Source organism: Pedobacter sp. BMA (assembly GCF_001027745.1).
Lineage (GTDB): Bacteria > Bacteroidota > Bacteroidia > Sphingobacteriales > Sphingobacteriaceae > Pedobacter.
Window position 1 is genome coordinate 167,169 of sequence record NZ_LECU01000008.1, and the last position, 25,367, is coordinate 192,535.

12 protein-coding genes are annotated in these 25,367 nt (G+C 40.1%); all 12 read right to left on the reverse strand.

Going from position 1 to position 25,367, the window contains the following annotated elements; translation table 11 throughout:
- Positions 1 to 9: 9 nt before the first annotated feature.
- The 12 genes from AB669_RS18935 to AB669_RS18990 all read right to left on the reverse strand — a co-directional run bounded on the left by AB669_RS18935 (position 10) and on the right by AB669_RS18990 (position 25,116).
- On the reverse strand, positions 10 to 3,192 hold the full coding sequence (locus AB669_RS18935; RefSeq protein ID WP_082120736.1) for a TonB-dependent receptor: 3,183 nt from the start codon (positions 3,190 to 3,192) through the stop codon (positions 10 to 12).
- 684 nt (positions 3,193 to 3,876) lie between these two features.
- Positions 3,877 to 4,791, reverse strand: a complete 915-nt coding sequence (locus tag AB669_RS18940) for a BT_3044 domain-containing protein (RefSeq protein ID WP_047800927.1) — start codon at positions 4,789 to 4,791, stop codon at positions 3,877 to 3,879.
- A gap of 51 nt (positions 4,792 to 4,842) precedes the next feature.
- On the reverse strand, positions 4,843 to 6,828 hold the full coding sequence (locus AB669_RS18945) for a RagB/SusD family nutrient uptake outer membrane protein (protein ID WP_047800928.1): 1,986 nt from the start codon (positions 6,826 to 6,828) through the stop codon (positions 4,843 to 4,845).
- A 13-nt stretch (positions 6,829 to 6,841) separates the two neighbouring features.
- Entirely contained in the window at positions 6,842 to 9,949 is a 3,108-nt protein-coding gene (locus tag AB669_RS18950; protein ID WP_047800929.1) for a TonB-dependent receptor, read from the reverse strand.
- Between the two features lie 54 nt (positions 9,950 to 10,003).
- The gene (locus tag AB669_RS18955) at positions 10,004 to 11,329 is read right to left on the reverse strand and encodes an IPT/TIG domain-containing protein (RefSeq protein WP_047800930.1); all 1,326 of its coding nucleotides are present in this window, start codon (positions 11,327 to 11,329) and stop codon (positions 10,004 to 10,006) included.
- A gap of 612 nt (positions 11,330 to 11,941) precedes the next feature.
- Positions 11,942 to 13,771 carry a beta-galactosidase gene (locus AB669_RS18960; protein WP_047800931.1) on the reverse strand — a complete coding sequence of 610 codons (1,830 nt, stop codon included), beginning with the start codon at positions 13,769 to 13,771 and terminating at the stop codon, positions 11,942 to 11,944.
- 109 nt (positions 13,772 to 13,880) lie between these two features.
- Positions 13,881 to 15,011, reverse strand: a complete 1,131-nt coding sequence (locus AB669_RS18965; protein WP_047800932.1) for a glycoside hydrolase family 43 protein — start codon at positions 15,009 to 15,011, stop codon at positions 13,881 to 13,883.
- Between the two features lie 63 nt (positions 15,012 to 15,074).
- On the reverse strand, positions 15,075 to 16,328 hold the full coding sequence (locus tag AB669_RS18970; protein ID WP_053058479.1) for a DUF2264 domain-containing protein: 1,254 nt from the start codon (positions 16,326 to 16,328) through the stop codon (positions 15,075 to 15,077).
- Positions 16,328 to 17,467 (reverse strand): glycoside hydrolase family 88 protein, encoded by a 1,140-nt coding sequence (locus tag AB669_RS18975; RefSeq protein WP_082120737.1) that lies wholly within the window; start codon positions 17,465 to 17,467, stop codon positions 16,328 to 16,330. Before AB669_RS18975 ends, AB669_RS18970 begins: the two co-directional genes overlap by 1 nt.
- 4 nt (positions 17,468 to 17,471) lie before the next feature.
- Positions 17,472 to 19,628, reverse strand: a complete 2,157-nt coding sequence (locus AB669_RS18980) for a family 43 glycosylhydrolase (protein WP_053058480.1) — start codon at positions 19,626 to 19,628, stop codon at positions 17,472 to 17,474.
- 5 nt (positions 19,629 to 19,633) lie between these two features.
- Positions 19,634 to 20,956, reverse strand: a complete 1,323-nt coding sequence (locus AB669_RS18985; RefSeq protein WP_053058481.1) for a BNR repeat-containing protein — start codon at positions 20,954 to 20,956, stop codon at positions 19,634 to 19,636.
- Positions 20,957 to 21,081: 125 nt separating this feature from the next.
- The gene (locus tag AB669_RS18990; protein ID WP_047800936.1) at positions 21,082 to 25,116 is read right to left on the reverse strand and encodes a hybrid sensor histidine kinase/response regulator transcription factor; all 4,035 of its coding nucleotides are present in this window, start codon (positions 25,114 to 25,116) and stop codon (positions 21,082 to 21,084) included.
- Positions 25,117 to 25,367: the final 251 nt, after the last annotated feature.

The following is a 25,367-nucleotide window of genomic DNA, read 5'->3' on the forward strand; positions in this document are numbered from 1 at the left end:
GTTGTTCGATTAAAAGGTTAAACTTAAACCAAATGAAAGCACTTTAGATAACGGATATACACTTCCGTTCGCTCCTCCATCAATCGTTTCCGGATCAAACATTTCAGCCAGATTTGTCCAGGTAACCAGGTTTTCCCCAGAGGCAAATACCCTGAGTTTCTGGGCACCGATTTTTTTGATCAGCTTATTGGGCAAAGAATAGCCCAACTGAATATTTTTCAATCTGATGTAAGATGCATCCTGTAGATATCCTGTTTGGGTTTGCTGGTTTTTACCTGAACCGAATGTTGGTCTTGGATAATAAGAATCTAAGTTTAAACCAAGCGGACTATTCGGATCGTTCCTGAAATAATCCTCATGTTGAACTAAACCTGTCGACCACCATTTATCAGATGTTGCTCCCCAGAAGAAGTAACTGCTCTGCCAGTAATCCCGCTTTAAAACACCCTGGAAAAATGCCCTGAAGTCGAAACCTTTATAATCCAGATTGATATCTAAACCTACACGGTAACGCGGGGTATTATTACCAATCAGGTGAGCATCTCCGGAATCACCCTGAGTCCAACTTCCCCAATCTAGTTTTCCATCCTTGTTGTAATCAGCATACATGATATCACCTGCAGCCCATTGTGAGCCAAATACAGACTGACCATTACTTAGTGTTGCCAGATGGGCATTCATTTCTGCCTGAGTTTTCGCAATACCTATTGTACTATATCCCCATATCTCACCAAGCTTCTGACCGGTTCTGTAAGTATTGAGCGACATGGTAGCATTTGGATAACGTGTAACAGTTGTTTGATAATCGGATAATAAGAATTTCACATTATAGCCCAGTCCATTTTTCAAACGGTCATTCCATCCGATTTCAAATTCGAAACCCAATGATTTTAAATCTGTGTTATTGGTTTGTGGTACAGGTGTTCCGAGGATTACCGGAAGCTCTGGAGCCGGGCCAACCATATTTAGGGTTTTACGATTGTACCAGTCAAATGATCCGGTTAATCTGTTTTTCAGAAATCCGAAATCTAACCCAATATTGTAACTTTTAATGGTTTCCCATGTTAAAGTAGAACTTACTATGCCAGGTGCACTTGCTGTATTTGGCCTTGCACCATCAATTAACCAGGCACCGTTAGCAGTACCAACTGGCATGGTCAAATAAGTAGGGTACCAATTGTTCGTATTCTGATTACCTAAGTTACCATAAGAGGCCCGTATTTTGAAAGTATTGGCAAACTCAAACCGGTCTTTCCAGAAACTCTCCCGGGCAATATTCCACCCTGCCGATACTGAAGGAAACCATCCCCAACGCTTATCAGAACGAAAACGCGATGATCCGTCATAGCGAAGGTTTGCCTCCAATAAATAAATTCCGTCGTAATCGTAATTTAAACGGCTGAATAAGCCTGCTGTAGCCCAATTCTGATATTGACCATTAACCACAGGAGCAATTACCTTACCATCAGCATCAAGACCGGAAGTGGTATTCAGGGTGGCGATATCAGAAACAATGATGCCATTTCGCTGGGCACTAAAATCGCGATATCTGGTATCCTCATACTGGAAACCAGCCATAATTTTGAAGTTATGCTTAGCTAGGCTTTTTGAATACTCAGAGTAAATATTGGTATTAAAATAATTTTCTTTAAATCCGTATTCGTATACATTTGAGGTTCTTTTATATAAATAAGGTACCCCATTAACGTCGTGATTATAGGTTTGTTGCGAATCCCAATGGCGGAACTGTGTTTGTGTACGGTAGTTGGCTTCTGCAAAAGTCTTCCAGCCTTTAACAGGTTCAAATACCAGTTGAATTTGCTGATACATCCAATCTTTTGCCTGATTATCCTCTCCCCCTTCTGCCATCTCTAATGCTGGAGATGGTGAACTATATAGATATCCATTAGGATCATATAATGGTAAAGTGGGCCATCCCTGCCTTCCTATTGCTTCGTAAAACCCGTCTGTTAACGCCGAGGGACGATGGTAAGTTTCCCGTAAAAAACGATTACTATAATTCGCCGTTAAATTATCTGCTATTTTCGTATTTACCTTAACAGTGGCGCCATAACGATTATAACCATCCTGATTAAATTTCATCATTCCGGTTTGATCCAGATAGTTTCCTGAAAGAAAGTAAGAAGTCGCTTCAGTTCCTCCGGTTAGGCTGATGTTGTGCTCCTGGGAGAAACTATTGTCGCGGTACATCACTTTATACCAATCATTATTATCATTACCGAAGTCATAACCATCAGCCCAGCGTGAAGCATTATTTGGACTCGGAATGATTGTCGAAGTGATTTTCCCATCCTGAAAATCTTTAATCCGCTTTAATTTAGCGGCATCAAAATGCGGTGCATTACCACCATTCACACTAGCATCATTGAAATAAAGTGCAAAAGTATAAGAGTCCATCATTTCAGGTAACAAAACCGGACTTGTAATCCTGAAGCTGTTGTTATAATTTACCTGAACCTTGCCTGCTTTACCCCTTTTCGTAGTTACAAGTATCACCCCAAACGCAGCTCTTGAGCCATAAATGGATGAAGCAGATGCATCCTTCAAAACGGAAATACTTTCAACATCTTGTGGATTCAATGCATTCAAAGATCCCTCCATTCCATCAATTAAAATTAAAGGGCTTGAGGATGAACTTCCGATAGTGCCTGTTCCACGAATATTGATACTTGCTGTGCTTTCAAGAGAGCCATTATTCTGCCCAATATTTAATCCGGGTATTAAGCCCTGAAGTGCCTGCGTTACGTTTTGAACCGGACGGCTTTCCAATGCCTTGGCATCAACCGTACCCACCGCTCCGGTTAGGTTAACCTTTTTTTGTTTACCGAACCCTACTACCACTACATCGTCTAAACTCTTAGCCTCGTCATCCGATAAGGTTATGTTAATCTGGGTTTGGTCTGCAACAGTTATGCTTTTGGTTTGGTAACCAATGAATGCAAACTCCAGCACCGCCCCTTTGGAAACGGAGATTTTGTAAACGCCGTTATTATCGCTCATGGTAACATTAGCTGTTCCCTTTTCTTTTACTGTTGCACCAGGGATCGTATTGGATTGACTGTCTGCAATACGTCCCGTGATCGTTACTTTGCTGCTCTGCGCACTTGCTTTTTCTGTACCAAAACCATAAAGAAATATGGCAATGAGAAACATCAAAAAGCACTTTTGCATCTGTAATGGATTTCGACTCATTTTTAGGAATTTATTAGTTGATTAGTTTTCTTATAGAAGTACTTAATAGAGCCGTGAGGTAAACCTTTTAAGGTAACATGAACGTCATTAACATAATAAATCTATCTGCCCTTGACTACCTACTGCACAGCTCATTATCCAGTCCTTATACTTGATTAATACAAAGTAACTACTAAATTACCCACCTTAACAGGGGGTAATATGGTATTAAAAAGGGGCTAAACTGTTAAATTATGTAACAAAAGTGTTGATTCACCCCTTATTTTAATTTTTAAAGCGTCAAATGAACGTTTAAATATGAAGAAGTAATTCATCATCAAAACCTAATCGTTTCTGCTATTTATTAGCTCTTCTTAACCCTGATCAATACTGTAAAATTACCCGAATCCCATTATAGAAAATAAACCTATTTTAACAGATACAACCCTCATCTTAATCAAAAATAAGTTCATAAAAAAGGGCATATAAAGTCGGAAACTTTATATGCCCTTTACAAATATTAAGCTGAAGGTTATTAACTAAAATCTTAAAAGCTGAACCGTAAAATCATCTTATAATGATAGGTTATAACCAATGTTCTGGTTATGCTACCTATTGAGCCGCCCCGCAAAATTGAATACGTTTTAATCATTATCATTGACTATATTTTTCATTATCGCGGCATTAAACTGCCGGCGGTACTGTAGCCGTAAATGTTCCTTTAAACTGATAGGTAACCCCGCTGACCACGTAATTATACCAGGCATTAAATGTTTTCGTATCCGGGTTATATGTTCCACCTCCGGCGGTAACATTCAGTGTTCCCCATGCACTAATTGTCAATGTATTATCAACGGCAACCTGCATTTTAACGCCAAAAGGAGCTATGTTGGCATATTCTTCTTTATTATCCAAATGATAAAAACGCACCGTATTGTAATTTGTGGCCTTTAGTTGTCTGGCAGTAAGAGATACAGATGTAACATTTGTTGGAGTATTAAGCGGATAATAGGTACCTACCACTTTGTAAGTATAATCTGAATAAGCATTAATAAGGTTTAGAGACACCATCAATACAGTATCCGTTTTTCGTATTGAAATGTAATCAGGTTCCGATACGGAGGCTATCTTTACTGAAAAGGCATATAATGAATCTGGTTGCAGACCTGCCGTTTTAACGTATACGGGAGTTGTACCATTTACTTCGTTTGCTTTGATCAAGACATTTTTACTCGGAATTCTATAAAAAAGATCATTTAGTTTACGAATCTTGATATCCGTAGACCTGTATAAATACAAGCTATTATATCTGGTGATCTGTGCGAGCCCTGCATCGGCAATAGTTGCAGTTACATCTCTGTCTATATTTAAGCTTCCGCCAGTAGCCACAGATAAGTTGAAAGAAGCTTCAGCATCGGCCCCATTCAAATAATTCGCTTTTATTATTGTCCGTCCCTCGTTATTGGAACTATTTGCTCCCACAAGATAAACCTGTTTGATATACTGCTCTTTATCTAGTGGATTATCTTTCTTCTTACAACCACCAAACACTACAGTAAGGGTTATAAACGAGTATAATATAAATTTTAATTTCTTCATCAGTTTAAATTATTTATCATCTCAAATAAATTATCTCTTTAATTTCAATTACTACCAACTTGGATTTTGCACCAGCTTGGAATTTTTATTCATGGAATTTAGCGGAATAGGCCAGAAAAACATCTTAAAGCTCCAAACCCGCGTAGTTAAAGGTTCAACAAGCGTGGTACGTGTATAAAACAAATCTTTCTGACCTGTTGTTGCCTTCACATTCATACCAACTACAGGTTTACTCATAGCATCGGGTGCATCAAGCCAACGGCGTAAATCGTGGTATCTGCGCCCTTCGCAGGCAAATTCTATTTTACGCTCCAACTTAATGGCTTCCCTTATTGTTGCCTGACTTGCCAGTTCCTGTACAGATAAACCCGGCATACCTGCCCTAAACCTTACGCGGTTAAAGGCATTTTGTATTTCTGATAAGTCTCTGGTCACTACGGTTCCTGTAGCTGCATCAGTATACGACCCGTTCATTTCGTTTAACGCCTCAGCATAGTTCAACAACACTTCGGCATATCTAAAGATCGGAAATGTCTTGGCCCTTATAGCTGATGAGGCTTGTATATTATCGGTGTGGTGATTGTACTTAATGCAAGTATAGCCGGTATGGTTGTAATCATTCGGACTATTGATTGTAGGGGTAGCATTTCCATTGGAATAATAGGTAACTTCAAGATTGGTATAGGGACTGCTTCCAGTGTAAGAGGTACCTTTCCAATACGAATGATTAAATCCAATTGTTGCGTAGAAGCGCGGCTCACGATTGTTGTACATCCGAGCGGTATTGGCTGTTAATTGGACATCCGAATAGGTTTTAGCTGCCGGAATGGAGAGATAGGCTTCAGAATTACTAGGGTAAGGATAAGCAGTACTTGAACGGCTGATGCTATTTCCATCTTTCATTCTGTAAGAATCCACCAGATCTTGTGTTAGATTAAGACCATTCCAACCGCCCAAAAGTGCAATAGTAGACAAGTTTAAAGAAGAACCACTACCTAGTGGGTTAACATTTGTACACCATATGACTTCACGATTGGCATTCGCCGGAATTTCTCCGATAAAACTATACTTATAAGAACGGTAAGGATCGATACCTCCAGCACCGTTGGGATAATTTGCACTTGGCACATTTGGTGCCAAAGGATCTGTATCAGTACTTTTAGGATAGGTAAACAATTCGTATAAACCGGTTTGCATAATACGTTTAGCGGCAGCAGCAGCTTTTCCCCATTTATCATTATTGTAAGTTTGGGATATAAAAGGTGTGCCATCTTTTCGCAACCAATTGCCATAAGATCGGTTGCCATTAAACATCGGGCTTGCTGCAGTGAGTAGCACGCGTGACATTGTGGCCATCGCTGCGCCTGATGTTGGACGATAAATATCACTTAAAGCCTCCTGATTTGCCGACAGGTACCCTGTTGCCAACTCCATGTTTTTTACAATATAGGCCACGCAATCATCATAACTGCTACGTTCTTGTGAGAGTGACTCTCCATCATCATTCAAATCAGACAAGTCATCCGGAGGAATCACAGCAGGTCCGTATTGTTGGATAAGGAGGTACATGAAATATCCCTTAAAGAAATACATTTCACCTAAATATTGGCGCTTAGATGTGATGGACAGGCCTTTTGCTTCATCTATCCTTGCAATAACAGTATTTGCTTTACGGATGCCTTTGTACCAGGTAGCATAATTATTAAAATAGGTATTGGCTGCAAAAGGCGTAATTTCATTTACCATCAGTTTTATTCCTGCATGACTTCCATCATTCCATGAAGTAAAGTTTTCGTCGGTTGCCTGCTGAAAAGGAGCCCATGAATTGGTCCACAACCTCTCTTCATCGGGAAGGTAGGAGGCTATTCCATTAATGTAAGTCCGTAATTTATCTTGGTTGGCAAATACACTATCTATATTGGTCATATCGTAGAGATACTCATCCACATTAAGGTAGTCTTTTTTGCAGGAACTTAATCCTGTGCCTATCACACCGGATATAATAACTGCGAATAATATTTTAAGTTTCGTGTTCATCTGAATAATTAGTTTAAAACGTTACAAACATTTGCAGGGTGTACATTCTTTGAAGCGGATATACAGCTCCATTATTGGATGCCTGTTCAGGGTCCCAGAGTTTAACATTATCCCAAACTTTAAGGTTATCGCCAACAATACTAAATGTAGTTGAAGATATGCCATAACGTTTTAAGAATTTATTGTCGAGTTTATAAGATACTTCAACATTTTTTAAGCGCAGAAAAGATGCATCTGCCATCCAGAATGTGGAAGCCTGATTATTGTTATTATTTGCACCATAGGTTAAACGGGGAAAACGTGCATTTGGATTCTCCGTAGCCGAAGTTCCTGAAACGGTGGCCGGAATCCAACGGTTGCCCGGGTCAGCTACAATACTCAGCACATTCCCGGTAGATTCTCCTGAAAACGGATAGTAACCTGCGCCACCAAGAAAATAGCCAACCTGATCCTGACCGGTAAAGAACACATTAAATGTCCATTTTTTATAGGTTAGCGCTGTTGCCAAACCATAAATTACACGTGGTACATTGGAATAGTTAAGGGGAACAACATCATCTGTATTAATGACACCATCACCGTTAATGTCTTTATATTTAATGTCGCCAGGCAAATAGTTGGCCATAAAAGTTTGTATAGGACTATTTGCGATATCGGCTTTGTCTTTAAACAATCCTAACGCAACCAGGCCTCTTTGCACACCATAAGGTACATCGCTGTACGATTGGTAAGGAAAGTTTAAACCACTTTGTTCCCAATGTGTAACTCTATTTCTGGAAAAGGTAAAATTACCTTTAACCGTTAGGGAAACATCCTTACTCAGATTTTGAAAATAAGTTAAATTACCGTCCATACCCCAGCTTTTCATCGAGCCCACATTGAGGTATGGCGCTTGAGCTGCACCTACCTCGTCTGGTATTGATACCCGTTGCTGATAGATATCATCTGCTTTTGTTAAGAAAGCATCCACGGTTAAATCAAATTTACTTTTAAGGAATTTTACGTCCAACCCTAAATCGTATTTAGTTGAGGTTTGCCATTTTAATCCACTTGTTCCAACCTTACTTTCAACAATGGTATTTCCCCAATCGTTACCTCCTGAGGTTAAGATAGTTTGATATGGAAAACGCACCAACCTGTTATCGGAGTTTAAAATTTTTGCGTTCCCGACTTTACCCCATGATCCACGGATTTTAAAATAATCTACAAACTTGATATTTTCTTTTACCCATTCATATTGGGTAGGGATCCATCCGGCAGATAGAGCAGGGAAAAAACCATATTGCTCACCTGGTTTAAAGTTTTCGGATCCGGAATAACCAGCATTACCTTCTAATAAATAGGTGTCTTTGTAAGAATAGGTTAAACGACCAGAAAGCGCTTGTGTTCTAAGCGGGATAACACTCATATAAGGATCGCTATAGGCAGTAAGACTAGAAGTGATATCTTCCTGTCTGTACACATGTAGGAGACCTGTAAAATTGTGTACGGAATTAAATGTGCGGTTATAATTCACTTGTCCCTCTATATACATTTGACGGGTAATTAAAGAGCCTTGCCCATAACCGGCATCAGAGGAAGCAATTGTTCTTGATGTTATTAATTTTCCATCGTTAGCCCTTCCCGAAACTGCTGAAGCCTGGAATGCTTCGGCTCCCATTTTAGGGTGGCTAGCGGTATTACTTCCATAATAAGTCCAGGAGAACAACCCTCTGGCACTTAAGCCGGGCGTCAAAGATTTTAAATCCTGGTCAAGACTCAATTTAGCATTTACAGTATTAGTATTGGTCTTTCTAAATCCAGTATAATTTAATAAGTAGTAGGGAGATGGCGTTGTGCCACCAATGCCATAAGCAGCAAGCTGACCATTGGAATATCTCACCGGAATACTTACAGGTGTAACATTAGCTTGTGTGTCCCAAAGAAATTTATTATCAGTAGCATAAGCAGGCGAGTTTTGAAGCGCTATGGCATCATCAAGATTCAGGGCCAGTTTGGTCGTTTTTGTTAGGTCTACATCTATATTGGCTCTAAAGTTATATTTATCGTAATTGGTATTTACATCATATAGGTTCACATTCTTGTCTTGCTTAAAAATACCCTCCTGATTCAGATAACCTAAACTCATATAATACCTGGCAGCAGTACCACCTCCGGAAATGTTCAAATTATATTGCGAGTAACGCGTATCGTCTTTTAGGATAACATCCCTCCAATTTGTATTCGGATAAAGATCCGGATCCAAATTAGTTCTAAATAACTCTAATTCTACAGGACTATAGATGGCAGCCTGCCCTCTCCCCAGCCTTGCTTCATTCGCCAGTGAAGCGTAATCATAAGCTTCTACATATTGCGGCATCCTTGCCGATTTGGTGAAGGTAGAATTGGCTTTAAAATTCAATTTTAAATTACCGGCCTTACCTCTCTTAGTAGTAACAACAACTACACCGTTGGCTCCACGGATACCATAAACGGCTGTCGCCGAGGCATCTTTTAAAACTGAGAAACTTTCTATATCGGAAGGATCTATATTATCCAGATTTCCTTCTACCCCATCAATCAAAATTAAGGCTGAAGCACTCGCACCGAAAGTACTGATTCCCCGAACCCAGAATTCGGAAAAATTACTTCCCGGCTCACCACTACGTTGTACAGCAACAATACCCGGCACTCTTCCACCAAGCATATTACTCAGAGAAGTTGCAGGAACTTGTAAATCCTTTACGTTAATAGTGCTGATTGATCCCGTTGTAGTTATCTTACGTTGTGTACCAAGACTTACCACCTGAACCTCTTCGAAATCGCTAACATTTTCTTTCAGTACCACCTTGATTTTATCTTTTGATTCATTTGCAGCGAGTTCAAATGACTCAAACCCTATAAAGGAGAAAACAATTGTACTCCCTTTAGGAACATTTGCCAAACGGAATCTTCCATCCGAATCTGACGAGGTACCAATCTTCGTGTTACCTTTTACAAAAATGGATACGCCAATAAGCTCCTTACCTTGCTCATCCATTAATTGTCCCGACATTGTTAGTTTACCACTATCCTGCGCATATAACGCAGCATTAAACATGGTAAAGACATACATCAAAACCAGATATAATATTTTTCTCATAAATTTTGTTGTGCTTAACTTGTTAATAAATTAAATCAAATACAGATCTGAACATTACTCAATTGCAAGCTTACGGATTGTCACTCCCCAGCTTTCGCCAATAAATATTACATCGTTTTTATCGATAGTCAGACAGTAAGGATAATTAAAGGTTGATGCAAGGGGTAGTCCATTGGCTCCTCCAAAAACACCTGCAATTCCTGCTATGGTAGATACATAACCAGTACTACGGTTGATCTTTCTTATCAAATTTGAGTTCGAATCTGCAACGTATAGATTACCCTCACTATCCACGCACATTCCGGTGGGTGAAGTAAAGGAAGATTCGCCAAGCAGTTTTCCATCCGCTTTTCCCAATCCATTAAAACCAGCGTATTCCGTCACTGTTTTCCCATCTTTACTAACTTTGTACACACCATTAGTGCTTTGAACAGTAAAGTAGAAACAGCTCTCTATTTTATTATATACCATATAGCTATATTCAGTGGATCCAACATTTCCGCAGGCAGTATTCAGAATCTGAACATTCGTTGGGTTCGCGATTTCTAAACGTCCAAATTTGCCATCTTTATCTCTGAAATAGAGCCATTGCTCTGTATCATCTAAGCAAGCAGAATATATAATACCTGTTGATCCCGGAATTTGCGCTGCAAGAATTTGCGGCTGCCAAAGACTACTTTTTTCATAAAAATATACTTTATGCGGCACGTTTCTTCCTATAGAATATAATTTCGTACCCGTACTATTTAAAGCGGGTTGTGTACCATCAAACCCTGTCTGAAGCGTAGTAACTTTATTGTCGTTGATAGAAATATATCTCACATTACCGACCATCGACTCGAAGGAAATCAGTTCGTCATTATCCAACGCGGCAATACCAAAGGTTCTTTGGATCCTGGCATCCGAAAGTGATCCATTTACAGAACCCACAACAGTTGTTAGCCCCACAACATTTGATACACTTTGTGCAACTATGTATTTGAATTTCTTCGTAATTACTCCGCTCTTCGCCTCCACCATTACTTTTACAGCATTCAAACCTGCATTTTCTTTAGGTACTAAACAATAAATCGTTTCATTGTTTAAGCCAATGATAGTAGCTGACCTATCTTTTTCAGTATCTGTAAAGTAGACTTTCACTTTCGACTTATCAGTACCAAAATTTGAACCTTTAATTACAAGTTTAGTGCGGATACCGCCCGAATCGGGGGTAAAAGAATTAATGGTTATGGGCAGGCTTGGGTCATATTCAGTTGCGGCCGTGGAGTTTTGATTTTTCTTACACGCAACAGCGAATACAAGCAAAACAAAGGCAAGCAACGGATGGCGCATTGCCCAACCGGTTTTTCGGAAACCGGCGATCAAGTAGTTGTTCATCATGTTTATTTGGGTTAGTTTAATTGTTTTTAGGCAAAAGAAATTCTCAGGGCCCTCGAGCCAGATTATTCGATCTGCTTTTTGTTTAATCTGAAATCAAGGATTGGCTCATCAGCACTTTCTAGCTGGATAATGCCGTCGCATTTACCATCATTTAAAAGTCCCAGTGATCCTTGTAAATAAGCCAGAAGTTAGTTACTCTTCCTTTGCTGTTGATAGTCTGGATTTTCTCATAATTAAGTTTTTAGTATTTGGTTGGTAACAAAGTAACTATTAAAAAAGCATTCCCAGGGAGGGGCAATACGGTATTTAATAGGGGTTAAAATGTTACTTTTCAACTAAAAACGCAGATTTTACCAGCATTTCATTTTTTAAACGTCGATGGGAAACTTAAAATCGGGTACAAAAAAAAATAATGTTGCCTATGGGATTTTGGAGATACATAATTAATAGCGTTCATAATGATTGGATTCTGTTTGGTATGCAGGTTATAATAACATTATAAATATACCTTAATCGACAGGCTTGTGATTGGCGTAAATTAACAAGCACAACCCTTATATTAACTCATTTACAGCTAATTAAAAGATTATGCCTGCCACATTCTAGATGCCGTTAATTTTTAACAACCTCATCCAAAATCGGTGAAGAAATTCCACCCACCTCATGTTGATCGGGTTTGATCAATTCTAAAACAGTGATTTCATTTGCTCCCTTTTTCAACCATTCTCGTGGAACATACAAAGTTTGCTGCGGACCGATCGACCAATACTTTCCAAGGTTGTGCCCATTAATCCACACCACTCCTTTTCCCCACTTACGCATGTCAAGATAGGTATCTCCAACTTCCGTCAGTTGGAACTTTGCCCTTTGAAGTATAGGCAAGCTCTTATTTTGTGAATGCTGCGAATCAAACTTCAAATTACTCACATCATTAAACGGTAAGCCGTACATCGACCAGTTATAAAGTTCATTACCCCTAAATAAAACCTTTTCTGTAATTCCCTTTTTGTTTTCCAATAAATACTTTCCAAAATTTACCCTGCCCATGTTCTCTACAAATATGTCGAGCTGAACCTTACCTTCAGGTAATGTAATTTCCAGACTATCCTGGTTCAACCTTCTATCCAAAATACCTACCCTTTGCTGATTAATGAAAACAAGTGCATAATCCCGAAGGTTCTTTAACTTTAACACGCCCTTTTCACCCCCTGTAACTGAAGTTCTGTAAAGTACGTAACCATAATCCTGCTTTAAATCTTCAAAAGTTAATGGGGTCTTATTATTTACAGCACTCGGGAGATGATTAAATACTGAACTACTTAAAGTGAAATTTATCGGATCAATAGTGATTGTTTTTTTTTCTGCCGGGATTGAAGGAAGTTTTTGACCAGCGGGAAGGTTTTTCTCTATAACAGCCCTGAATTTTCTGAACTTTTCCGTTGCGTTCCCTGCCTCATTTAGTGGAGCATCATAGTCATAACTGCTGGTTTGGGGCTCGTACGGTGAAGTATCCTTATAGTTTGCACCGTTCATGAAACCTCTGGTTGTACCACCATGAAACATATACATGTTAATGGAAATACCTGCTTTTAAAACGGAGTCCAGCTTGTTCGTATATTGTTCCAAAGGCACTGTATGATGAGCCTCACCCCACCAATCAAACCATGCCGGGTACCATTCTGCAATAAAAAACGGACCCTTGCCACCATGCAGTTCACTAATGATTTTTTTCACCTTCGCAGGGTTATCCTGACCATTGATAGCAGGAAGCAAACCTGGTAAATGTCCTTTAACAATATCAGCTTCCGGATCGCAAGTATATAAAAGTCCGTCAAAACCAGCCTCAATAAACATTTTTTGGTTTAAGGCAAGGTATTCTTTATCCGAACCGTACGAACCATATTCATTTTCAATCTGAACCATTAATACATTACCACCGTGGTTAACCTGCGATGAAGCCAGTTGCTTCCCGACAGCATTGATGTACTTTCTGTATTCATCAAGATATTGCTTCTCCATACCACGTACTACCAATCCTTTTTCGTTCTGCAACCAATAAGGATATCCGCCAAACTCCCATTCGGCACATACATAAGGGCTTGGTCTCAGGATAACCCATAGACCTTCCTCTGCGGCCATTTTCACAAACGCCGCGATATCGTTATTCCCGGAAAAATCAAATTTGCCCTTTTGCGGCTCGTGCAAATTCCAGAAAACATAAGTTCCTATGGTATTTAGCCCCATTGCTTTAGCCATTTTCATTCGGTCGCGCCAGGCCTCCTTAGGAACTCTGGGGTAATGCATCTCGCCTGAAATAATCTGGAAAGGTTTTCCGTCTAACAGAAATTCACTGTCACCTAGTGCAAAAGTGTGCTTTGCTTTTTGGGCAAATGTGCTTATTGAAATCACCATCGCAATAAGGCAGAAAAAGTATTTATTCATTGATAATCAGTTTAATAAAAGAGCTATAATTATTAATATCAGGCATGAGAAATCCCACTCTCCCCTTTTTAGGAAGTTCACTTGAGTATCCCCTGAAACTTATTGTTGTTTATTTAAACGTACTCAGATCCCAGCTATCATACCACTTGATCTTCATTTTATCACCCTCAAAACTGATGGGCAACCATAAATAACGGCCATCAATCGCATTCTTTGGATTCCATTTGTCCGCCATGAAAATAAACTGTCCCTTTTTACCTGGTACAGGAAGCACATGTGTACTCTGGCCGCCAAAAGTTAGATTAGCACCAGTGCCTTCACATGGATTACCCATAAATTTCCAGGGACCCCAAATAGTATCCGCCTTGAACCAACGTGCCGGATTAGGTGCCCAACCGGTACACCCGGAACCAACCATGTAATAAACCCCGTCCTTTTTAAATAATGCCGGTGCTTCAGTTTGCTGCCCAACATAAATTCTAATGAATTTACCCGTATGGCCTAAATAATCAGGCGTTAATTCTGCAAGATGAAGCGTAAAGTTTTCTTCAGAAGAAAAGACATGGTAAGCCTTTCCATCATCATCCACAAAAACCGTCATGTCTCTGGCCATTTGTCCACCAGGAAAATCCCTGCAGAAAAAACCATCGCTCTTGCTTTTTGGCTGATCACAGTTCAGCTTCTCTGCCTCAGCAACATCTGTTGTGTAAAAAGGCATTTGTTTTGGATTCGGACGATAGCTTTTGATAAACTTATATGGACCTGTAACCTTGTCGGCAACGGCCACGCCTGATCTCGCAGCACCGTATCCCTGGCCTAAAAGTTCAAGGTGAAACCACATCACAAACTTTTTAGTACTTTTATTATATACTACTTTCGGACGTTCAATAATGCTTCCCCGGGCAATATCATTTTTCGGATCATCCGATACAGGCAAAGCAATTCCTTCATCCTTCCAGTTGTAAAGGTCTTTCGACGAATAACAATGCACCCCTACCTGGGCCGAATTACCCTTTTCGCCCTCTATTTTATGTTCCCCAAACCAATAGTATTTACCTTTGGATTCCACTATGCCACCGCCATGTGCATTAATATGAACACCCTTATCATCTTTCCAGATTTTTCCGGGTGAAAATGATTGATATGGCTGGTTTGTTTCCTGAGCTGCTGATGTGCCTGCAATAGTGGCAACCAATAACATGCCGATGGAGCCTGGCTTTAAAAATCTATATTTTAACATGCTGTGAAGGATAATTTATTTTGAAAGTTAATTACTTGCAATTTATCGATATTCTTTTGTTTATTATCTTAAGTCTACGCTATGATCGTTCGGGAAATCCGCGCCCGACCATATCTTTTGAGCACTCCATTTAGCGGCCGGATTTGCCCAGAACGGGTCGTTTTCAGGCAATCCCAACGGTAAAAAAATATTGCTGCTGATATACGGACTACCCTGATTATTGTAAAAATCACCCATATCCGGTTGTTCTCCATATAAACCAATGGTTAACCAGCCATTCTGATAAGTCGACGGACTTTCAAGCGTTTTTCTAATAACGGCAGTAAGTGCACATCGTACCTGCTCCGGACTTAATTGCTTCGGCAAAGCTTTTCTCCAGGCTACATCAGCTAAATGATGGAAGGCTGCCCCACGATACACAATCGACCTGCCCGTAGCCGGATAAGTACCATCTGAGTTAATCAAACGTTCCTGAATAATGGCATATCGGTCATTTCGTTTTTTAATCTTCTCAAACATGCTGTTATAGGCATTCGTTTTTTTGCCTATTACCGATGAAATGGCAGCCAGGTACGGATGAATCACGTAGCTGTTGTAATAATCGTAAGCAAAGCTGGTTCCGTCGGTATACATCCCGTCGCCAACATACCACTGCTCCAACTGCTGTAAAGCGTAATCAACCCGCATAGGATCCCATTCGTAGCCATATTTGGCAAAAAAAGCTTCATTCATGGCAGAAAATAAAAGCCAGTTAGAAAACACAGGCTTAAATCTTCGGGTAGTCTGAATAGATTTTACGATTAAAGCCTGGTGTTTTTTTCCGAGGTTTTCCCACAACCATGGCGAGCGCACAAAAGCATAGGCCACATATGAAGCGTCAACCAGTTGTTGCCCGCCAATATCATAATTCATGAAGTCTTTTGCATTTGAATCTAAAGAATTCTTTAAGCCCTGAATAGCCCATTCCCGGTACTGAGCTCTCAATGCTACCTCCTCTTTTGAGCCGCCCTCGAGCTCCAGCCATGGTGCTATGCCACTTAATACACGACCTAAAACTTCAACATACTGAACTTTTATTCTGTGGTCTTTATTATCAATGTGAATGGAGGTTACTTTGGGCATCACAATTTTCAGACTGTCTTTCGCCAGGTTGTACAATACCGGACGAACCATTTTATCCAACTGTTGCAACCAGAATTGTCGGTCGCTTAAAACCATAGCCTTCTTCACTGTTTTTTTCTGCGCAAAAGTTCCGCCCGTGCCTATTGTTAGCAGGAACACGAAAGCAACTAATGTCCTATGGAGTATCCTTTTCATTATTTTTTAAATTCAGTTTTTTCTAAAAATCTATACATTTCACAATTTGCCAGTAGAAAAGCGCCCACGCCAAAATTTGCAGTTGAGCTCGCATCTACTACCTGCCCAGGGATGGCTTTTTCACCAATCGGCTGAACATATCCCACCTTACCATCCTCCTGTAAAGCAGTTTTTGTCAGGTAATTCCAGCCCTTCAGTGCTATTGGTAAATAAGTTTTGCGGTTCAAAATGCCGTTGTTGATACCCCATAAAAACCCATAGGTAAAGAAAGCCGTTCCACTGGTTTCTGGTCCCGGGGCATGTGCAGCATCAAGCATACTGCGTGTCCAGTACCCCTCTTTTTGCTGTGATTTAGCTATTGCCTTTGCCATACTTTTGTATTTACCTAAATACTCATTTCGATGCGTATCATCCACCGGAAGGTCTTTCAGTACTTTTGCCAATCCCGCGAAGACCCAGCCATCACCTCTTGCCCAGAAATCCTTTTGCCCATTGGCACTTTTGTGTTTCGGATAAACATACTTCGCGTCGCGGTAGTAAAGCCTGGCCTCGCTATCATACATAATGCTGTTGGCATACATAAAGTACTCATACAATTTATCAAGATATTGTTGATTGCCGGTTGTTTTATACAGTTTGGTCATCACAGGCATTACCATGTATAAGCCATCAGCCCACCACCAGTAGTCGTTTGCAGGCGTACTCATTTCGTACTCCATCACCTCTTTTGCCCGGGCTATTTTATGCTCTTCTTTACTGATGTGATACAAATCAATGTAGGTTTGAAAGCAAATCTGCCAGTCTCCAAACAATACATATTCATCTGTTTCACCATACTTATATTTCCATTTGCTTTTATCAGCCGATTTAGCCCCCATCCATTTATTGTACTCGGCCCAGGCTTCAGAATATTTTAGAAACACCCGGTTTCCGGTGATCTGAAAAGCCTCCATATTTCCCGTGTGGTAGGCTGCATGATCCCAGAAAGACCTCACCTCGGGTTTATTGTTTTTTTGCCAATAACTATTGGCTTTGTTGATGATATTTAATACTTCTCCCTTTGACGGATAATCCTGCGCAAAAGTCTGCATGCAGATGAAGGTCAAAAGGACAAACGATATTGTTTTCAAAGTGCTCATACTATTATTTTATACCTGTTATCGTTGGAATTACCGGCTTTATGGCTCCGTCCGCATTAAAAAATAGTTTATCAATGCAAACTTCCCGGTTGTAACCTGCGGCACTGCCCATAGTAATTCCGTTAGGTCTGGTAAAACGATGGTAAACAATATACCACTCGTCTTTGCCAGGCACCTGTATTACACTATTGTGCCCTGTTCCATATATTCCTTTTGCCGGATCTTTCGCCAGAATTAAATTGTTTTCCGGAACAATGATCTTTCCTGTAGGTGAGTCCGAGTATCCATATCTCACCCTATAATTTTCACTTCTGGTATCATCCTCCGACCACAGAAAGTAGTATTTTCCGTTCCTGTAGAATACTTCCGTACCCTCTCTAAAACTTTTATCTGGTGTAATTACTTTTATGCTGTTGGTATCAATAGAAACCATGTCAGAATTTAATTCGGCCACAGCCATGTGCCCGTTACCCCAATAAAGATAACTCTTCCCTGATTTTGGGTCAGTAAACACATCCGGATCGATTTCCTGCCCGCCCCGCGTACCTTTAGGTCTCACAGAAATCAACGCCTTTCCAGAATCTTTAAACGGACCTGCAGGATCGTCAGCTACCGCTACGCCAATTTTCTGGGCAGCAGTGAAATAGTAATAATACTGATAGCCTCCGTTCTCCTTTTTTTCAGTGATGGTAGGTGCCCAGGCATTCTTTTTTGCCCAGGAAACATCTTTGTTTAAATCCAGGATTACGCCTTCATCCTTCCAGTCAACTAAATTAGCCGAAGAGAAGGTCTTGAAATAGGTTCCGCCCCACCCCGTAAAGCCATCGCTGGTAGGGTAGATATAATATTTCTTTGTTTTATTAGAATATAGAACCTCCGGATCAGCATAATAGCCAACCAAAGCAGGGTTATTGCTCACCTCAGCACTAAGCCAGAATGTTTCGGCTGGCTTACCATCCACGCTTACCTGTAGTTTTACTTTTCCTTTTGAAAGATCGTAAGGAGCTTTTGGAGAAACTTTCAGTCCGGGTAAATCAACAAACAACGGATCAAACGACTTTAAATTAGTTCCGTTAACCACCGGATAGTAAACCTCATGCTTTACGCTATCGATGATGATATTATGCTGTTTTATCGCTTTCGCCTTTGGAGTGGACAACACAGATACCGGATTATACCACTTACGCATTAATCTCCCTGCTTCCTCAGCAGTTATAGGCAATACGGTACCATGACGGGGATGAAAATCCATGCTTACTTCATTGTCAATCACACTGAAGTTCTTGAGGTCTTTGGTTTTAGTAAACTGATATTTCCCTTTGGTATAAAGATCATACATCAGAATGTACCCTTCACCATTATTTAACTTAAATACCCCTGCACCCTCAACCGGATCTTTAGTTTGCTGCACATACTTGTCCTGAAGCACATATCCCGACGTTAACTGATCAGAAACCGCAATCTTAATACCCGCGCCATTCCCTTCTGTTTTGAAAAACAGATGATATTTACCTTGATCTAAAACAATGTCGCCATCTATTGCAGCACCGTTCGTCGGACTAAAAAATAACTGCTTTGGTTCAGTCTCGAGGTCGGTAAATTCAGGGTTTGCGTAGGCGTAGTAAATTTTATCAGGATCTTCACCGTGTTTCATCGACCAGTATATCATGTATTTTTTAGCCTGCTGATCATAAATGGTCTGAGGAGCCCAAACACGAAGCAGGTTCTCATTACCGCTGTATTTAGTCTGAAGATTAACTATAGCTGAAGTCCAGTTAATCAGGTCAGTCGACTTCAATAAAACCATTGCCCGGTTAGAATTCCAGCCTTTTGCGGATACCATATCAGTAACCACCATATAAAAAGTCTTGCCATCCACACCACGCAAAATATGCGGATCCCTAACCCCTCCCGTAGAACTTATTGCAGCCGAACTGATCACGGGTTGATTACCATTTAATGCATTAAAATGATATCCATCTTTGCTGATTGCAAAGCGGATGGATTCTTCAGCGCCTGCATTACCCGTAAAATAGGTAAATAAATAGGCTGAAGGTTTTGTTGGTTGTTGTGCAAAGCCACATAACGAAAAGACAACTGCAACTAACGTCATTAATGTCTTCCTCTTCAATTTGGTGTTTATCTGGTTACTCTTAATCATCGTCGTTAATATTTTGCTTTCCACTCCAATACCTGTACCGCAGTAGGTCCTGTATTTGCCTTTCCCTCACCATCCACCTGAACAACCTTTTGCACATATAAATTCAGTACATTCCTTTTATTCCAGAGTTCAGTATCAAAACTCGGTTCCCAATCTCCGACACTGAAATTGGTCAAATCTGAAATTTGCCAGTCTTTGGCTTTTATATTTTCACTAAGGGCTATTGAAACACGGCTGCCTCTTTCTGCATCGCGAAAAATCAATGCTGCTGCCTGACGCCCTCCGGCTTTCCAGCTTACAATCTGAGGACGTGATATGGGGATTTGCTTCGTTCCTCCTCCACTTAGCGAAAATGGAGTTTTGCGAAATCCCAGATTGTTCACTGCCCATGAATCAGTGCTTTTATAAACAATGTGATACTGCGGCACCGAATCATGCTGCTCTCGCCAGTACGATGCAATAAATACCTCTCCGGTAGATTGTGCAATCATAGACGTCTGATTAATCAGTTCACTCTTCTGTGGAATTTTAACAGCATATTCTGCATTTGAGGCATTTATAGGAAGCTGATAAATCTCTCCGTTTGATTTTGACCATGTTTTACCACCATCTACAGATTTGGCATAACAAATATCATGGTTACTGGCCACATCAGGACTTTCACGCCACACCCACGAAAGGTGAAGACCTCCCTTTTCATCAACCGTAGTTTGCCAGTAAGCATTCCTTTTACCTTGCCCATCAATTAAGCCATCCTGTACCCTTAGCCAATGCTTCGATTGTAGCTCGTACCGGTTAATCATTAGGTTCCCATTTCCAGAACCCCCATCTCTGTAAAAAAACAGCAGGTCACCGTTAGCCATCTTATAAAACTCCGGATAACTCACTTTATCTTCTTTCTTTGAAAGCATGGGTTGTTTGTTGCCCATCTCCAGTGAACCCGCCGTCAAACTGATCGAATAATTCAACCCGTTGTTATGCTGGCCCCAGGTCAGGTGTAGAAAGCCATTGCCATCAACAGCAATGCTGATTGATTTATGTGCATCAGTGGCATCGCCCTTAAACTGACTTCTCTTAACTATCCAGTTTGCTTCACCCAGCTTACGCTTTGCCAAAACAACAAACTGCTCATCATCATAATAGGCAGCATATTGGGTATTTTTAAAAGTAACCAGAGAATTCTTACGGAAGATTACCGCATTAACCGAATTATTTGCCCAGCCATTAGTTCCTACCGTATATAATTTTGGTACTTGTGCAAAGCTTAACACCGGTATGGCACATAGCACAAAAAACATAAGGAAAAAAAATAGCGGTTTCGCTTTCATGTTGGTTAGCTAAATAGTTGGATTGTTTGGTTTCCTAAGTACATCATTTTAACCTTTATAAACAGGGGGCTAAATCATATATAACAGGGGGCGTTTTAATAAAACGACCGCCAAAACGCCGAAATTTAATGATTTGTATTTACACTAAAGTTTTTATGGAAGGTTTTCCGGTGCTTTTTCACAAATTCCGAAGGCGTAAGCTTAAACTGCTTCTGAAATTGCTCTCTGAAATATTTTATGTCGTTTATTCCAACTCTGAACGCCGCTTCATTGATATTTAAATTGGTATTGATGAGTAACTCCGCTGCCTTTCTTAATCTGATAAAACGAATGAAGCTATTGATCGATAGTCCGGAGGTAGCCTTTACTTTCTTATAAAGATTTGAATGGCTCATCCCCAAATCCGAAGCCAGGAATTTTACATTGAATTCGCCTTCCATCAGGTTATCCTCAATAATGGAGATACATTTCTGCAAAAAGCCTTTATCCTCTTGCGAAACTTTATGACTATCAGATTTAAGCGTAATCTCATTATAGAAATAAGATTGTAGATCTTTCCTGTTTTTGATAATACCATTAATTTTAGCCGTGAAGAGCTCCTTATCAAATGGTTTACTGATGAAATCGTATGCACCCACCTCTATCCCCCTCAGTTTCATTTCCGGGCTCGGATCAGCAGTTAACAAGATAACAGGAATATGGCTTAATGATGAGTCAGCCTTAATCGCTTTACAGAGCTCTATTCCATTCAATCCTTCCATGTTTACATCAGAGATAATAATATCAGGTAAAAAGTCCTTACTAAACTGCAATCCCTCAATACCATTTGTGGCTTTGTAAATTTTAAATTTTTGTTGAAAAATCTGATTAATGTATTCAATGATCTGCTCGTTATCATCCACAACCAGGATGGAGTGCAGATCAGAAATCAGCAGTTCCAGATTACCTGTTTTCCCCTGCTCATCCCGCTCCTCTTCCTCTTCCTGCGCAATCAGTTCATTTACGTACAACAATTCGTTTCCGAAGGCACCTGCTGCTATTTCTTCGATTTCCTCACCCTGTGGAAGGTCTATAAAAAAGGTTGTCCCCTGCCCCTGACTTGTCAAATAAGATATTTTCCCTTTATGTAGTTCCACGAAATTCTTCACCAGATACAGGCCTATTCCGAAACCAATCTTTGGGGAAACGCTATTCATTGCTTTGTAGAATTTATCAAATAGTTTATCTCCAACTTCCTCCGGAATCCCCATTCCACTGTCAGTTACCTGTATATTAATGCGACCATTAATTAACGTAATGTCCAAATGAACACTTCCACCTTTTGGCGTAAACTTCAATGCATTGGAAAGCAGGTTGAAAAGAATAATTTCGAGCTTCTCACGATCTGCATAAATGCTTAAATCCTCTTCCTCGCAGTTAAAAACATAATCAATATTGTTATTCTTCGCCAGGTAGCTGAAACATAAAAATATCTCCTTTGCAAATTTACTCAGATTGATTTTTACCACCTTTAGCGACTCTGTTTCACTTTCCGTTCTGCGGAACAAAAGCAACTGGTCAACTAAACTCAGTAAACGACGGGAATTGCGATAAACCACATTCAGGTCATTCTTCTCAGGCCCGGCTTCCTTGGTCTGCAAAATATCTTTAATCGGATTAACAATTAAGGTTAAAGGCGTACGCAATTCGTGAGAGATATTAGTGAAAAAATTCAGTTTCTTTTCATTCAGGTCTTTCTCCCGCTCAATTTTCAAATTGGCAATTTCTACTTCATGTTTTAAGCGGTTTTGCCTCTGCCTGTATAACCAGAACAGATAGTAAATGCCGCTAAGAAACAGGATGTAAATCGCATAGGCCCACCAGGTACGGTACCATGGAGGAAGCACCTTGATAACAATGATCTTCTCATTATTACTCCATACACCTTCTGTATCAGTACTTTTGATATGGAGTTTGTAAGTTCCTTCGTTTAAACGGGAATAGTAAGCGGTATTAAGCTTATCTACATGAATCCAGTTCCTATCCCAGCCCTCCAGATAATAAGCATATTTTATCTGATCCTGAAAAGAAAACTCGATTGCGGCGAAATTTACTGAAATCACAGCCGCACTATAAGGAACAGCTATTTCTTTGAGGTTCACCACAGATTGCCCCAGATAATTCGGATCCTGATCAACAGGAACATTATTGATTCTGAAATCTGTAAGTACCAGTCTCGGAACACGTTTATTTGCCCTGATACTGTCCGGAAAAAATTTGTTGAAGCCATTGATTCCCCCAAAGAGAAATTCACCTGATGAAAGTTTGAAGGCCGCATTATAATTGAACTGGTTACTTTGTAGCCCGTCAGTGGCAAAGTAATTTTTAAATTCATTTTTTTGGGGTGTAAATTTCGACAACCCGTTATAGGTGCTGCACCACAAATCTCCGGTGCTGTCTTCCAGAATATTCAGAATGGAATTGCTTGGAAGCCCGTTAGCTTCAATATATCGGATAAATTTCCCGGTTCTCTTATTGTAATTGAGCAACCCACCACCTTCTGTACCAACCCACAAACGGTTTGCTTTATCCTGATGTATCGCCCGGATTGCAAAATCAACGGGTATAAACTGATGCTTTTTATGGATCAGATCTATTTTAATCAGATGGGTGTAGGTTCCACCCCATAATGCGCCCTCACGATCCTGATAGATCACATGAATATCTTTCAAAATGGGATCGAAAAGCTCAAACTCATCCGTAATACGGTTAAACCTGTAAAGTGCTCCACCCTTTGTTGTTCCTGCCCAAAGCTGATGTTGCTGATCTTCATAAAGCTTCCACAGGTTTGCATCATAGTGTTTTTTATAAGGATCATAACAGGCATAATGTTTAAAGCGCCCCGTAGCTTTGTCAAAACGATCAATTCCTCCACTAAAACTGGCTACCCAAACGGTATTTTCATAATCTTTTAAAATACTGGTCACAAAATTACTGGTGAGTGATGTTGCATCTCCCGAATTACGAACATAGTTTCTGTAAAGGTTTGTACGAGGATTCCAAACACTCAAACCTCCTCCATCAGTTCCGATCCAGATATTATGATCTGCATCTTCCGAAAATGAAAGCACAAAATTGTTCACCAATGTATTGCGCTGGAAGGGATCATTTTCAATGGTTCTGAATTGCTTATCCTTTTGATCGATAATATCAACCCCACCCCGCAAAGTGGCAACCCATTTTCTTAACTCCTTATCTTCATAAACAACAGCAACAGAATTACTGCTTAACAAACCTTTTTCTTTACCAGCCCGCAGATAGTCGATCCTCCTGGTTTTAGTATCAAAAATAGTAATCCCCCCGCCATCTGTCGATATCCAGAGTTTTTGGTCCTGATCAAGGTTCAAACCCATAATATTTTCATTGCTGAGTTTGAAAGAAACCCGTTGCAGTGTGCGGGCCTTTTTGTCCAGCACATATAGGCCGTTTTCGGTTCCTATCCAGAGTTGGTTCAGTGAACCATTTAGAATAGCAGTTACCGAATTGATAGCTGAATTTATAACAGTGATCTGATTTGTTTCTGGTTTGTAAAGGCAAATTCCAGTCTCCTTGATAAAAAGCCAGAGATTGTTTCCATCCATACCCATTGATTTTACAGTAAAGTTCTTACGTTTACCTAAGGAAATAGGGGATGCAGTCAGTTGCTTTTTATGAACTACAAATAAACCCGCTTCATCTGTTGCAAGGTAAACGGTTCCCTCTTTATCAGTTGCAATGCCATTTATGGGTGATACCAGTTTTATCTTTTTTGCTCCAGATTGATAGATAACCGGATGAACCTTATTATCGGCATAATCAAATACCGAGACTCCTTTCTGAGTTCCGATCCAAACGCGGTCACTATTGTCGCCATTCAGGGCAGTAATGTGATTATTGATCAGTGAGTGATTATCGTTCCACTTGTTGCGGAAGATTTTAAAATCATACCCATCATATCGGTTCAGTCCATCATAAGTTCCCATCCACATGAAACCAAAACGATCATGAAACAAAGAATTAACAACATTATTGGAAAGTCCATCCTCAACATCCAGGTACTTTACAGCCGAGGGGCTTAATTGTGCCTGTGTAGCAATAAACGTAAATATCAGAAATGTAATTAAACGTAAAGCTTTAGGCATATGTTCTGTAGAGAAGGATAATTGTAATTTGGTTATGAAGCTAAATTACACATTTAATCCTGATTAGGCCGCGGTTTCAGCCATGGAAAATGTTAATGCTATTATACGGTTATAATTGGCAAAATTTCGAAAACATATGGTACAAGCTCATTCACAGTTAAGTAACAGCCATTCAGTACGCATGGCCAGTGGGTAACTGCATATTATTTTAAAAAAAAACTATCCGAAAATTTTATTAAATGTATCTTTGT

Excerpts from the sequence above, each read along its gene's own strand:
- AB669_RS18935 (WP_082120736.1), bottom strand. The coding sequence starts at position 3,192 with ATGCAAAAGTGCTTTTTGATGTTTCTCATTGCCATATTTCTTTATGGT.
- AB669_RS18940 (WP_047800927.1), bottom strand. The coding sequence starts at position 4,791 with ATGAAGAAATTAAAATTTATATTATACTCGTTTATAACCCTTACTGTA.
- AB669_RS18945 (WP_047800928.1), bottom strand. The coding sequence starts at position 6,828 with ATGAACACGAAACTTAAAATATTATTCGCAGTTATTATATCCGGTGTG.
- AB669_RS18950 (WP_047800929.1), bottom strand. The coding sequence starts at position 9,949 with ATGAGAAAAATATTATATCTGGTTTTGATGTATGTCTTTACCATGTTT.
- AB669_RS18955 (WP_047800930.1), bottom strand. The coding sequence starts at position 11,329 with ATGATGAACAACTACTTGATCGCCGGTTTCCGAAAAACCGGTTGGGCA.
- AB669_RS18960 (WP_047800931.1), bottom strand. The coding sequence starts at position 13,771 with ATGAATAAATACTTTTTCTGCCTTATTGCGATGGTGATTTCAATAAGC.
- AB669_RS18965 (WP_047800932.1), bottom strand. The coding sequence starts at position 15,011 with ATGTTAAAATATAGATTTTTAAAGCCAGGCTCCATCGGCATGTTATTG.
- AB669_RS18970 (WP_053058479.1), bottom strand. The coding sequence starts at position 16,328 with ATGAAAAGGATACTCCATAGGACATTAGTTGCTTTCGTGTTCCTGCTA.
- AB669_RS18975 (WP_082120737.1), bottom strand. The coding sequence starts at position 17,467 with ATGAGCACTTTGAAAACAATATCGTTTGTCCTTTTGACCTTCATCTGC.
- AB669_RS18980 (WP_053058480.1), bottom strand. The coding sequence starts at position 19,628 with ATGATTAAGAGTAACCAGATAAACACCAAATTGAAGAGGAAGACATTA.
- AB669_RS18985 (WP_053058481.1), bottom strand. The coding sequence starts at position 20,956 with ATGAAAGCGAAACCGCTATTTTTTTTCCTTATGTTTTTTGTGCTATGT.
- AB669_RS18990 (WP_047800936.1), bottom strand. The coding sequence starts at position 25,116 with ATGCCTAAAGCTTTACGTTTAATTACATTTCTGATATTTACGTTTATT.